Origin of the sequence: Streptomyces spiramenti (assembly GCF_012034385.1) — a bacterium.
Taxonomy (GTDB): domain Bacteria; phylum Actinomycetota; class Actinomycetes; order Streptomycetales; family Streptomycetaceae; genus Streptomyces; species Streptomyces spiramenti.
Genome location: NZ_JAAVJB010000149.1, coordinates 1 through 12729 on the forward strand (window position 1 = coordinate 1; position 12729 = coordinate 12729).

Below are 12729 nucleotides of genomic sequence, written 5' to 3' on the forward strand. Positions count from 1 at the left end.
CGCCGCGCCCGGACGGCCCGGTCGGGCCGGTCGGGCCGCGGGCTCGCGCCGCCGGGAGGGGAGGGCGCGGGGGACGCGCCCGGGCGCCGAGTGCCGTACGCCCGATGGGCCGTAACGGGGTGACGTCGCGGAACGTCCGGGCCGCCTGCTCCGTTGGAGGAGGTGGAAGGGCCGACACGGCGACTGAACCCGGCCGGTTCCCGGTCCCGAAGAGCGCCGGGGGCCGCCCCCGGTGTACCGTCGCGGAGCATCAGAGAGTTGTCGGCTTGTTCCGACGCCGGGCGCGCGCCGGCGGGGAGAGGACACCGTACGCACAGCGGATCCCGTCCGGGGGCTGTGCCTGGATGCGGCAGGAGGAACGGGGCGGCGCAGCCCCGTATGGAGAGACGTGAAGCGTTACTTCCGTGGGCCAGTCATGTGGATCGTGCTGGCGGTACTCGCAGCGATCCTGGTGATGAACGTCTTCCGCTCCTCCGAGGGCTACAAGACCGTCGACACCGCCGAGGTCGTCCAGGCCATCCAGCAGAACCAGGTCCGCTCCGCCGAGATCACCACCGGTGACGAGCAGCGGATCAAGGTGGAGCTGAAGGACGGCGAGGAGATCCAGGACTCGGACAAGGTCCAGGCGAGCTACGTCGACGACCAGGGCGCCGAGCTCGCCGACATCCTCCAGTCCAAGTACCAGTCCGAGGACGACCTGCTGCCCGACGGCTACACGGTCAGCCCGAAGTCCCAGAACCCGTTCGTCGGCATGCTGCTGACGATCATCCCGTTCCTCCTGATCATCATCGTGTTCCTCTTCCTGATGAACCAGATGCAGGGCGGCGGCTCACGGGTCATGAACTTCGGCAAGTCCAAGGCGAAGCTCATCTCCAAGGACACCCCGAAGACCACCTTCTCCGACGTGGCCGGTTCGGACGAGGCCGTCGAGGAGCTCCACGAGATCAAGGAGTTCCTCCAGGAGCCCGGCAAGTTCCAGGCCGTCGGCGCCAAGATCCCGAAGGGTGTGCTGCTGTACGGCCCGCCCGGCACCGGCAAGACGCTGCTGGCCCGCGCGGTCGCCGGTGAGGCGGGCGTCCCCTTCTACTCCATCTCGGGTTCCGACTTCGTCGAGATGTTCGTCGGTGTCGGCGCCTCCCGTGTCCGCGACCTGTTCGAGCAGGCCAAGGCCAACGCGCCCGCCATCGTCTTCGTCGACGAGATCGACGCCGTCGGACGCCACCGCGGCGCCGGCATGGGCGGCGGCCACGACGAGCGCGAGCAGACCCTGAACCAGCTGCTCGTCGAGATGGACGGCTTCGACGTCAAGGGCGGCGTCATCCTCATCGCGGCCACCAACCGGCCCGACATCCTGGACCCGGCGCTGCTGCGGCCCGGCCGCTTCGACCGCCAGATCGCCGTGGACCGCCCCGACCTCGCGGGCCGCCTGGAGATCCTCAAGGTGCACCAGAAGGGCAAGCCGGTCGCGCCCGACGTCGACCTCTCGGCGGTCGCCCGCCGCACCCCCGGCTTCACCGGTGCGGACCTGAACAACGTGCTGAACGAGGCGGCGCTGCTCGCCGCCCGCGGCAACGCGAAGCTCATCGACAACCACTTCCTCGACGAGGCAATCGACCGCGTCGTCGCCGGCCCGCAGCGGCGGACCCGCCTGATGAGCAACAAGGAGAAGCTCATCACCGCGTACCACGAGGGCGGTCACGCCCTGGTCGCGGCGGCGTCCCCGAGCAGCGACCCGGTGCACAAGGTCACGATCCTCCCGCGCGGTCGCGCCCTCGGCTACACCATGGTGCTGCCGGAGGAGGACAAGTACAGCCAGTCCCGCAACGAGATGCTGGACCAGCTCGCGTACATGCTGGGCGGCCGGGCGGCCGAGGAGCTCGTCTTCCACGACCCGACCACCGGCGCGGGCAACGACATCGAGAAGGCCACCACCACGGCCCGCGCGATGGTCACCCAGTACGGCATGACCGAGCGGCTCGGCGCCATCAAGTTCGGCTCCGACTCCTCCGAGCCCTTCCTCGGCAAGGACATGGGCCACCAGCGCGACTACTCCGAGGAGGTCGCCGCACTGGTGGACGAGGAGGTCAAGAAGCTCATCGAGACCGCGCACAACGAGGCGTGGGAGATCCTCGTCGAGAACCGCGACGTCCTGGACGACCTGGTTCTCGCGCTCCTGGAGAAGGAGACCCTCAACAAGGAGGAGCTGGCGGAGATCTTCCGCCCGATCGTGAAGCGCCCGTCGCGTCCGGCGTGGACCGGTTCCTCCCGGCGCACCCCCTCCTCCCGTCCGCCGGTCGCGATGCCGGTCAAGGACGAGCTGGGCGAGCGCGACGACGTGCTCTCGCTGGAGAAGCCCGCCTCCGGGACGCCCGCCACGGGCGGTGACGCACCGACCGGTGACGCACCGACCGGTGGTGCACCGACCGGCGACGCACCGACCGGTGGCGCGGGCACGACGCCGGGCAGCCCTCCGGCCACCCCGCCGAGCATTCCGCCCGCCGGCCCGACCGGCGGTGCGTCCGACGGTCCGTCCGGCAGCGGCTCGGGTGGCTCCGGCTCCTTCGGCACCGGCGGTCTCTCCGGAAGCGGTGGGCTGTCGGGGTCGGCCGACTCCGACAGGCGCGGCGGCACCGGCGCTGACGGCACGGACGGCGGCAGCACCGACGGCGACAGCGGCGACGACGCCCCCAAGGGGCCTGCGGGCAGCTGACCGCACAGCACTCCACCCGGTGGGCCGGGCACCGCACTCGCGGTGCCCGGCCCACCGGCGTTGCCGGGCGCCCGACGACCCGCTGCCCGCCGGGTCCGCGGGAGCCGGGTCGGGTCGGCGGCCCGGAATGTCCGGCGCCTGGCGCAGCGTCTACGCTGGTGGCGCGCACACGTGTCCGACCGGGGCGCGCGTACGAGGGAACGAGGGACGCATGACTGACCCGGTGACGCGGGCCGCCGACGGCGCAGGCGGCGCCCACGGCGAGTTCGACGAGAAGCGTGCCGCGGCAGCCGTGCGCGAGCTGCTGATCGCGGTCGGGGAGGACCCGGACCGCGAGGGTCTCCGCGACACCCCCGCGCGCGTCGCTCGCGCCTACCGGGAGATCTTCGCCGGACTGTGGCAGGAGCCCGAAGACGTCCTCACCACCACTTTCGACCTGGGCCACGACGAGATGGTGCTGGTGAAGGACATCGAGGTGATGTCCAACTGCGAGCACCACCTGGTGCCTTTCGTGGGCGTCGCCCACATCGGCTACATCCCGTCCAGCAGCGGCAAGATCACCGGCCTGTCCAAGCTGGCCCGCCTCGTGGACGTGTTCGCGCGCCGCCCGCAGGTGCAGGAACGGTTGACCACACAGATCGCCGACGCGATGATGCGCATCCTCGAACCGCGCGGCGTCATCGTGGTCATCGAGTGCGAGCACATGTGCATGACGATGCGCGGCGTGCGCAAGCCCGGGGCGAAGACCACCACCTCCGCCGTGCGCGGTCAGCTCCGCGACGCCGCCACCCGCTCCGAGGCGATGAGCCTCATCCTCGCCCGCTGAGCTACCGAGCTACCGAGCTGCCGACCGGCTGCCGCGCCCGCTGCGGGGACATCAGCCGGCCGGGGCCTCGTCGCCTCCGCCGCCGAGCGACGGGTTCTCCGGGCCGTCGCCGGCCGGCTCGCCGCCTGCCGGGGGGCCGTCGGCGGCGTTCGCTCTCTCTGCGACCAGCATCTCGTTCACCCGCCGCAGCACGTCGAGGTGGGCCTCGTTGTAGAACTCGACGAGCGAGTGCAGGACGACCGACCGGGCGACCGTCTCGTCCCGTCGGGAGTACGAACCCACGTTGTCGAAGACGGGGTACTCCGCCTGCTGTCGCCGGACCTCGGGCAGCATCCGGCGCGTGAGCTCCTGCCGCACCTCCTCCGGTGCGTCCGGCGGGAGGTCGTCGAACTCGGTGGACACCGGACTGCGCGGCGCCGCGAGCTGCTCCTCGAACACGCTCATCGCCGAGGGCGTGAGGAAGCTGGAGAAGGCGACCAGGAACGACCGGTCATTGGCGGGCAAGTCCTTGATCGACGTGCTGAGCCCGGCGGGCAGGTCCAGTGAGGCCCGTTCGTCGAGTATCGCCGCGAGTTCCCGTCGCAGTCGCTGCTGTCGCTCGATCCCGGCCGCGAGCTCGGCGTCCAGCGCCCGGAGCACCTGCTCGACCTCGTCGTCGGGTGCCTCGGGCGCCGGGATGTCCGACAGCGGCACCCCCAGGTCGACCAGCCTCCGGATGCGGAGCAGCCGGACGAGGTGCGCGGCGCCGTACCGCTTGTAGCCGTTGTGCGCCCGTTCCGGCTCCTCCAGCAGGCCGACCTTGTGGTAGTGCCGGACGGTCTTCAGCGTCGTGCCGGCCAGTTCGGCCAGCTGACTGGTGCTCCACGCCACCGGATCGCCCCTTCCGTGCTGCTCCGTCGCCGCAGGCCACCGCCACCGGGTGAGCCGGCGCCAGCGGCCCGCGTCGACGGCCTCGACGACCTCCCATTCAAAACCCTGCCCCAGGGGCACGGTCAACCTCGCTCGCGGTGTGCGCCGGCCGGGCGCCTGCCGAGCCGTGGCCGAACCGTGCCGGCGCGGCGCTTCCGCCCCCGGGTGTCGTCGCGCCGGGCGTCGCCGGAAGTTCCCTCGTGGCGTCGGGTGTTGACCATGCCCCAGGGGCATGGAGTGCGATGGGTCGCGAACCCGACCGAGAAACCGGCTCTGGAGACCCCACATGACACGACGACGCCCGATCGTCCGGACATCCGCCCTGGTGGCAGTCCTCGGCCTCAGCGTTCCGCTCGCGACCGCACACGCCGCCACGGGGGAGCCGAACGGCTCCGAGGTGGAGTGGAGCGCCTGTCCTGACGATGTCCTGGCCGAGGCCGCCCCGGTCGAGTTGGAGTGCGCCACCGTGTCCGTGCCGGTGGACTACGCGGCTCCCGACGGCGACGAGCTCGACCTGCTGATCTCGCGCGTGGCGAGCAGCAACCCCGAGAAGCGCCGCGGCACGCTCATGCTCAACCCCGGCGGGCCCGGCGGCTCCGGACTGTCGCTGCCCGCGCTCCTGATCAACCAGGGCATACCCAGCAGTGTGCTGGACACCTACGACCTCATCGGCATGGACACCCGGGGGGTCGGCCACTCGACCCCGGTCAGCTGCGGCTTCACGCTGGAGGGCGACTACTACTCCAACATCCCGCCCTTCGCGGCCGACGACGACGCCGTGCTCCGCCAGGCGGAGGTCGCGCGCCAGGCCGCCGAGGACTGCGAGGCCAACGACAAGAACGGCCACCTGCCCCACATGTCGACGGCGAACATCGCCCGCGACCTCGACAGCATCCGCGTCGCCCTGGGCGAGGAGAAGACCAGCTTCCTCGGCTACTCCTACGGCTCCGCGCTGGGCGCCGCCTACGCCTCGATGTTCCCGGAGAACTCCGACCGGATCGTGCTGGACAGCGTCGTCGGTGACACCCACCTGGACCACGACGGCATGCGCCGCTTCGGACACGGCATGGAGGAGACCTTCCCCCACTTCGCCGACTGGGCAGCGGCACGCCACGACAGCTACGGTCTCGGCAACACCCCGGAGGAGGTCCGCGAGACGTACTTCTCCCTCGCGGCGAGCCTCGACGAGACTCCCGTGGCCGGCTTCGACGGCAGCATCATGCGGCACATGAGCTTCGCGATGCTCTACAAGCCGACCCAGTACGCCAAGCTCGCGCAGCAGTGGCAGGCCCTCGCGGCCGGGGACGCGGAGACGGTCCAGCTGCTCCAGGACGAGGGAACCGTGCCGACCGAGCCGGTGTCGATCATCGACAACCCGCTGTCGGTCTTCGCCGCTGTCACCTGCAACGACGTGAAGTGGTCCACCGACGTGGACGACTACCGCGACGCCGTCGCCGAGGACCGCGAGGCCTACCCGCTGTTCGGTGCCGCCGGGGCCAACATCACCCCCTGCGCGTTCTGGCCCTTCGAGCAGACCGAGCCGCCCGTCGACGTCGTCGACGACGGCCCGCAGAACGTCCTGCTGGTCCAGAACAAGCTGGACCCGGCGACCCCGCACCTCGGCGGTGAACTGCTCCGCGAGAAGTTCGAGAACCGCTCGCGCATGGTCAGCGTCGACGATGCCGGCCACGGGGTCTACGTCCTCAGCGGCAACTCCTGCGCGCTGAACACCACCACCCGCTACCTGGTCGACGGCGAGATGCCCGAGGACGACGTCCTCTGCGCCGCCGACTGACGCCGCACGCCCCGCGCCGCCGGCCCCGGCCCCGGGGCACGGACGCGAAGCCGCCGCCCCGGCCGCCCTCACCGGCCCCGGGGCGGCGGCCTGCGCGTCGGCGGTCGTCGCGCGGTCCGGCCGTGACGCGGTGCGGTGATCCCGGCTCGCTCTACGACCCGCCCTGCTCGCGACTTCTCTCCGTGCACCGCTGTTCCAGGGCGTCGACGACCGGGTGAACGATCCCGGAAAGGAACTCGATGGACTCGGCGGGCTCCTGTGGGTACTCGGTGATGATCTGCACCTCAAGGGGGTGCGGTTCGCCGCGGAACTCGCACTCGCCTTCTGCCATCGCAAGCCCCGGCCAGACAGCGACGGCATGTTCCCCGGGTACCGTGACCGGGTCTGCGTACGGTCCGGCCGGGTCGGCCCACTCGTCCGGGGGTGTGGTCAGGTCCGGGTACATCGCAACCCGCGCACCCAGGGAGAACGTCAGCGTGCCGTCGACCCTGTAGTGGCAGTACTCGGAGTTCTCACGAACCTCGCGCGCCTCCTCGAAAGGGGTGCCCACCGGGAACGCGGCCTCCAGGCCGACGTCCCGGGTGGAAACACCGCAGATGTCATCCGGAACGGCAAAGTCCGGCGACTCGCTGAACGAGCAACCTGCGGTAGTGGTCGAGGCAACCATGAGGGTGACAATCGCGAGTCGGCTGCCCGGCTTCCCGGGGTGCTCTTTCTGGGTCACGCAGGTGGCCCTTCCGCTGGGCCTCTGGAGCGGCGAGTTTCGGTGGCGCTGGTCGTCGTACATCGGTCACGGTGCTGATGTAAGCAGAGGCCAGCCGTCCTGCCGCGTCGCCTTCTAGTCATCCGATCCAGAATCGAGATCTCCGGAGTCGTTCAGTTCAGCGCAACGCTCCTCCAGTGCGTCGACTACGGGGTGGATGACCTCGGAGAGAAGTTCCACGGAGGCCTCAGGATCTGCCGGCTCCCGCGAGCTGATAAGGACCATGAATGCCCTCTCTTCCTCCCCGTCATTGCAGACACCCACGGCGTAGGCCTGGCCGGGCCAGATGTGTGCGGTGTGCTCACCCGGAACCGTCACGGGCTCCACGTCGACGTTCTCCGGGCGGAGTTGTGGTGGGTTGGCGCTGGAGTCGGCAACGATTCCGGACTGGATGGCGAGCATCAAGGCACCGTCGACATCGTAGTAGCAGCTGTTCCGCTTGCTGCTCTCGTGGTGACTCTCCTCGATGGTGTCGCCCGGAGGGAAAAGGGGTGTAAGCCCCAGCGCGTCGGTGGAGACACCACAGACACTCTCCGGGATCGCGTAGTTGACTTGAGCCGTGGAGTCGTCCGGTTCTTGCGCCTCTGGTGAGCATGCAGCCATCCCTGTCACGCAGACGGTCAACAGTGCTGCTTGTGAAACGGCCCTTCCTCGGTCGACGCGCGGTGCGCTGTTCACGATTCCCGATCCTTGTCTCGTGAGGTCGATCGAGCGAGTAGAATTCTCGGGATGCCGTCAAAGTTCACTCTTCAGTCCTCAGCTCTTGCTCGTTTCGTTTCGGAACTGGTCATCAATCGTTAGTCTGACCCTGTCTCGGTATGCCTGCGCTGGTTGGCTCTTGGAGTCTATGTCGTTCTCTGCCAGGGCAATCTCGAGTGCGGCGATAGCTGAGCTTTCGGTGTGCCGGCGGCCGTTCCGGATGATCTCATTTCTGTCGTTGCCCGCGTCGACCTCGTGCTGTTTCTTCTCTTTGCTGTAGAGATCTGCGTTGAGGTCGTCCAGGATTTTTGCCGCCGCAGTTCCCCCCATAGGTAGCCCGTTTGTTGCCCCGTCGGAGATCATGTTGAGGGCTCTCTCGGTCCATTTCTGCCGGGTTTTGCGACTTCCTTCATTCAAGGCCTTGTCGTACGCGACTTCAGCCTGGGATCCGATGATCGTGTCGGCGATTTTTGCACCCGGTGCGACTGCCCGGGAGATCGCGCTCTCCATGTCCAAACCCTCCTCCCGTGGCCGGTTGAGTGCTGCGTCGATTCGGCGTGCCGTTTCTCCTGTGCCGGCGCCCTCAATCGCAGCTGCGGCCTCGGGGTCCTTGGCGAGCTGTTCGATCAGCCGCCGGGTGCTGGGCAGGTCGTCGCGAATTTCTCGGCCATCGAGCTGGTCGCTCTCCATCAGCACGTAGGAGTCGAAGACCAGCTCGATGTGTTCGGCTGAAATGATGCCGAGCTGTGTGGTGCGGTAGTTGTGCGGACCCTTGTCGTCGAGGAGGTGGCTGCGGGCCTCGTAGTAGTCGAAGACCTTGACGGCGATGTCGCGTTGTACCTCTGTCGGGGCCCCCCTCGCCTCCTCGTGGTCGGCGTCGGGGGTGCGGCCGGTGGTGGCGGCGACGAGGGCGTCGGTGAGGCCGTGGCGTTCGGGGTTGGACGGGTTGAGGGGGTATTCGGGGCCGGGGCGTGCCTTGGCGTCGTCTTCGCCTTGGAGCATGAGGTAGTCGAAGTGGTCGGTCATGACCAGGGTGGCGGCGTGGGGGTTGTTGTGGGCGATCATGCCGAGTTGGCGGTCGAGGAGGTCGACGGAGAGGATCTCGCCGGGTTCGCCGTAGGCGGCATGGCGCCACTTCTGGGGGTCGGTGGCCTCGGCGGTGATCATGTCGTCGGTCAGCAGGTACAGGTACTGGGCCGACGCCGGGCGGTCGGCGGCTTCGAGGTGGGAGATGATCCGCTCGTAGCCGTAGTACGTCTCGCGGGGGTCGCCGGCGGGGTCGGGCGTCTTCGGTAGTTCGCGGTGGCCGTAGGCGGTGGCCTGGCCGAGGATGTCCTGCCAGCGGCGGCCGTCCCCGGTCACTCACCGGAGTGCGCAGGCCCACAGGCCGGGATCTGGGGACCTCACTCTGTGGCCTGGCTTCCGACGCTGTTGCAATATTGCTGGGCGTGTTCCGCGACGGGCTGGATGAGTTCCGATACCAGCTCCAGCGCGAGGTCTTCGTCGTCCGGATACATGGTGATGACGGAAGTGAAGTAAGGGCGGGTCTCGCCCTCGAATGTGCACTCGGTTATGGCGCTGGCCAGTCCCGGCCATGCCCATGCTTCGTTGGAGCCAGGAACGGCGACGGGTTCCTGCTTGGGGTAGCTCCGAAGCCCGTAATCGTATGGAGGGTCCGCCACGCCTCGGTCGGTGTAGAACTGGGCGTGGAGCTTGATGACGGGCACTCTGTCAACGCGATGCTCGCAGCTAAATGTACCGCTCTCCGCGTCGACGAAATTGTGGTCAATTTCAAGGCTCTCACCGGGAGGAAACACTGGGTCGAGGTCCAGGTCGAGAGGCGGCATGTCGCAGAGCGCTTGCGGTATATCGTACAGTCGTTTCGGCTCTTCGTCCGCTTCGCCCGAGGTGCAGCCTGCGGTGCTCAGGACAACCAGCCCGGCGACTGCCCCGATGAACCGGTGGTTCCTGGTCAATTGCTTGCACCCTTCGTGCGGCCGATCGCGTACGCGCTGTTTGCGTGCCCTCTGGCCATGTCTTTGTATCGCTCTGCGTCAACGTCGTCGGGCAGTGGGTCTCCGTACTTGTTGTGCAGGGCGGCTTCGACGGCGGTTGCGGCTCCTGCCTCGTTCTGTACTTCTGAGTCGTAGCGCACCTCTGCTCTTTTGTCGGCGGCTTTCCGCGCCTTGTCTTCTTCCAGTCCCTTGTAGAGTTCTGCGTTGATTTCGTCGAAGATCTTGGCGGTGGCGGTTCCTGCGAAAGGCAGGTTCTTGGTGGCTGTGTCGGAGATGGTGTTGAGGAAGCGCTCGGACCATTTCTTCCGGGTGGAGACGGAGCCCTCGTCCATGACCCCCTTGTGGGCCGACGCGGCCCGGGATTCCGCCATGATGCCCGCGGTGTTTGAACCGGGTGCAACCGCTCGGTAGAGGAAATCTCCCGCGGAGTCCTCAAAGTTCTCGTTGTTCATTGCCTGTTCGACTGCGAGTCCGGTCTGGGCGCTGGAGGCGCCTTCGATGGCGGCGAAGGCTTGCTCGTCGAGGGCGAGTTGGTAGAGCAGTCGTTCGGTGTTGGGGAGGTCGGCGCGGGGCAGGTCCGGGCGGTTGGGGATGTCGCTGTAGTCGCCGAGGGTGGTGTGGACGACGGCGATGTGTTCGGCGGTGACCATGCCGATGCGTGAGGCGCGGTAGGCGTGGTCGCCCTTGGGTGCGAGGAGGTGGGTGCGGTCCTCGTAGTAGCGGAAGACCTCGATGGCCAGGTCCTGTTGTTCCGGGGTGGGTGGGTCCGTGGCCAGGGAGTGGTCGGCGTCGGGGGTGCGGCCGGTGGTGGCGGCGACGAGGGCGTCGGTGAGGCCGTGGCGTTCGGGGTTGGACGGGCTGACGGGGTACTCGGGGCCGGGGCGGGCGCCGTCCTCGTCCTCGCCCTGGAGCATGAGGTAGTCGAAGTGGTCTGTCATGACCAGGGTGGCGGCGTGGGGGTTGTTGTGGGCGATCATGCCCAGCTGGCGGTCGAGGAGGTCGACGGAGCGGATCTCGCCGGGTTCGCCGTAGGCGGCGTGGCGCCATTTCTGGGGGTCGGTGACCTCGGCGGTGATCATGTCGTCGGTCATCAGGTACAGGTACTGCGCCGACGCCGGGCGGTCGGTGGCTTCGAGGTGGGAGATGATCCGCTCGTAGCCGTAGTACGTCTCGCGGGGGTCGCCGGCCGGGTCGGGAGTCCTGGCCAGCTCGCGGTGGCCGTAGGCGGTGGTCTGGTCGAGGATGTCCTGCCAGCGCCGCCCTTCCGCGGTCCGCAGCCACTCCTGGAACTCCGGATCATCCGGGTGGGCGTCCTGCAGCTTCGCCGGGACGCGGGTGGTGGTGGCCAGGACCGTGCCGATGCCCCGCTCGACCCTCGACACCAGCGGCAGCGCCAGCGGCGAGATGGAGCTGCCCAACTGCATCAGCCCCTCGACACCCAACGCGTCGGCGAGGGTGTCGGCGAACGCCGGATTGTCCCCGTGCCGGTCCAGCATGTCCGCCACCCACGCCTGCTGGACCGGGTTGCCGCGCAGCAGCGGACCGGACGCCTCCGCGACCTGACGCGCCAGCGCCGCCGCGCCGCGGTCGCCGACCGGGGGCGGCGTGCCGCCGGGCTCGGGCAGCAGCGCGTTGACTGCGACGGCGACCTCGCCCTCGGTCCGCTCCGCGTGCTCCAGCAGCCGGCGCAGCTCTGCGGCGTAGTCCTCGCCCAGCGTGAGGTGTTCCGGCTCGGGGTCGTGGATCCCCACGCGCTGCCACAGGGCCGCGACGTCGCCCCGCAGGCCGCGCATCCGCTGGTCGATCGCCTGCATCTCCTGCACGTACCGCGTCAGCAACCGCACCAGACGGCGACCGTCCTCACCCAGGTCCTCACCACCCCGACGCACACTGCGCGTCGTGGCCAGCAACTCCTCGGTGTGATCGGTGGCATAGCTGCCGCCGAACGCCTGGAAGGTGTGGTGCGTGTCGGAGCTGTCGGCCTCCACCTCCGCGGCCGACCGGCTCAACGTCCCGATCAACTGCTCCAACTCCGCCAGATCCCCCGAGTACGACGGTATGTCCCCCACACCGATCAACGACCCGCCCACACCAACAACCCCCTTCTCCCTACCTGCCAACCTGCCTGCCGACCGCGCCCGTCCCGGACACAGCCGCTGTCCCCACCTCGGCGGCGGGGCGCCGCCCCGCGGTGATCTCATCTGTAGCAGCGCCGACAACGCGGGTGCAACGGGTGACCGGCGGATGTCACAGTGTTGTGCCACGCACCGGCGGGAACGGAACCGGAGAGCGTGCCGCAGCGTGATCGCAGGGGCCGGGCGGCGGACGAGTAACGGGGGCGGGATGACGTACTGGGACATCGACACCGAGGGCGCGGCCGGGGCACTCAGCCGGTTCGCGAGCCGGGCCTCGGGAGTGAAGGAGCACCAGGACAGCTACCCCGAGACCGCGCGTGAGGCAGCGCAGGCCGTCGGCGGGTTCACCGGCACCCGGGTGAGTGAGGTGAGGACCGCGGTGGAGCACTACGCACAGCGGTCAGAGCGTCAGATCGAGGAGATCGGGCGATGCGCCGACCGCTCGGAGGACGGTGCCGTCCTGGCCGTCGACGCTCACTGCGAGGGCGACCTCACCATGGAGGACAGCGCGCGCGACCGGGGCGACGCCGAGTTCACCCTGACTCCGGGGGACCGGTACCGCAGCACCGACGGCCGCCCGGCCTTCTGAGGGGGCGCGCCCCCCTGCGCACGTCGGGGCGGAGGCCGGGTCGGCGTCCCGGCCGCGTCGGTGCGGTCGCCGGGAAACGGTCGCCGGGGAAGCCCTCGCCGGGGGAGCGCTCGGAATCCGTCAGACGCGGCGGCGGCCGAGGCCGGCGGCGGGGCCGCCCGCCCGGTTGTCGGTGGGGCGTTCGTCGCCGTTGCCGGCTTCCTGCTGCGGCGCCGGGCCCTCGCCGGCGGTGCCGAAGTAGTCGAACCCGCCGGTCGCCGGCTGCGGGCGCCGCGCCCGCGGCGGCTG

At 69.3% G+C, this 12729-nt stretch carries 9 protein-coding genes and 1 pseudogene; 4 read left to right on the forward strand and 6 right to left on the reverse strand.

Annotated elements, in window-relative coordinates:
• Positions 1-415: 415 nt before the first annotated feature.
• Both ftsH and folE read left to right on the forward strand, forming a co-directional pair.
• A pseudogene (ftsH, locus tag HCJ92_RS16685) lies at positions 416-2306 on the forward strand (ATP-dependent zinc metalloprotease FtsH); the annotation flags it as partial.
• Between the two features lie 615 nt (positions 2307-2921).
• The gene (folE, locus tag HCJ92_RS16690) at positions 2922-3536 is read left to right on the forward strand and encodes a GTP cyclohydrolase I FolE (RefSeq protein WP_167934400.1); all 615 of its coding nucleotides are present in this window, start codon (positions 2922-2924) and stop codon (positions 3534-3536) included.
• 51 nt (positions 3537-3587) lie between these two features.
• On the opposite strand, the gene HCJ92_RS16695 is transcribed toward folE, so the two are convergent.
• Entirely contained in the window at positions 3588-4526 is a 939-nt protein-coding gene (locus tag HCJ92_RS16695; protein ID WP_338054220.1) for a helix-turn-helix domain-containing protein, read from the reverse strand.
• 205 nt (positions 4527-4731) lie between these two features.
• Here HCJ92_RS16695 and HCJ92_RS16700 point away from each other — a divergent pair, with 205 nt between their 5' ends.
• Positions 4732-6240 carry an alpha/beta hydrolase gene (locus tag HCJ92_RS16700; RefSeq protein WP_209311227.1) on the forward strand — a complete coding sequence of 503 codons (1509 nt, stop codon included), beginning with the start codon at positions 4732-4734 and terminating at the stop codon, positions 6238-6240.
• Between the two features lie 151 nt (positions 6241-6391).
• Here HCJ92_RS16700 and HCJ92_RS16705 read toward each other — a convergent pair whose 3' ends face one another.
• From HCJ92_RS16705 to HCJ92_RS16725, 5 genes are all read right to left on the reverse strand, one after another.
• Positions 6392-7027: a hypothetical protein gene (locus HCJ92_RS16705; protein ID WP_167934401.1), complete on the reverse strand. Its 636-nt coding sequence runs from the start codon at positions 7025-7027 to the stop codon at positions 6392-6394.
• A 51-nt stretch (positions 7028-7078) separates the two neighbouring features.
• On the reverse strand, positions 7079-7681 hold the full coding sequence (locus HCJ92_RS16710; RefSeq protein WP_167934402.1) for a hypothetical protein: 603 nt from the start codon (positions 7679-7681) through the stop codon (positions 7079-7081).
• Between the two features lie 78 nt (positions 7682-7759).
• Positions 7760-9064 (reverse strand): hypothetical protein, encoded by a 1305-nt coding sequence (locus HCJ92_RS16715; RefSeq protein WP_167934403.1) that lies wholly within the window; start codon positions 9062-9064, stop codon positions 7760-7762.
• Between the two features lie 41 nt (positions 9065-9105).
• Positions 9106-9678: a hypothetical protein gene (locus tag HCJ92_RS16720; protein WP_167934404.1), complete on the reverse strand. Its 573-nt coding sequence runs from the start codon at positions 9676-9678 to the stop codon at positions 9106-9108.
• Entirely contained in the window at positions 9675-11786 is a 2112-nt protein-coding gene (locus HCJ92_RS16725) for a hypothetical protein (protein ID WP_167934405.1), read from the reverse strand. Before HCJ92_RS16725 ends, HCJ92_RS16720 begins: the two co-directional genes overlap by 4 nt.
• A gap of 274 nt (positions 11787-12060) precedes the next feature.
• Between HCJ92_RS16725 and HCJ92_RS16730 the strand changes: the two genes are divergently transcribed.
• On the forward strand, positions 12061-12441 hold the full coding sequence (locus HCJ92_RS16730; RefSeq protein WP_167934406.1) for a DUF6507 family protein: 381 nt from the start codon (positions 12061-12063) through the stop codon (positions 12439-12441).
• Positions 12442-12729 lie beyond the last annotated feature (288 nt).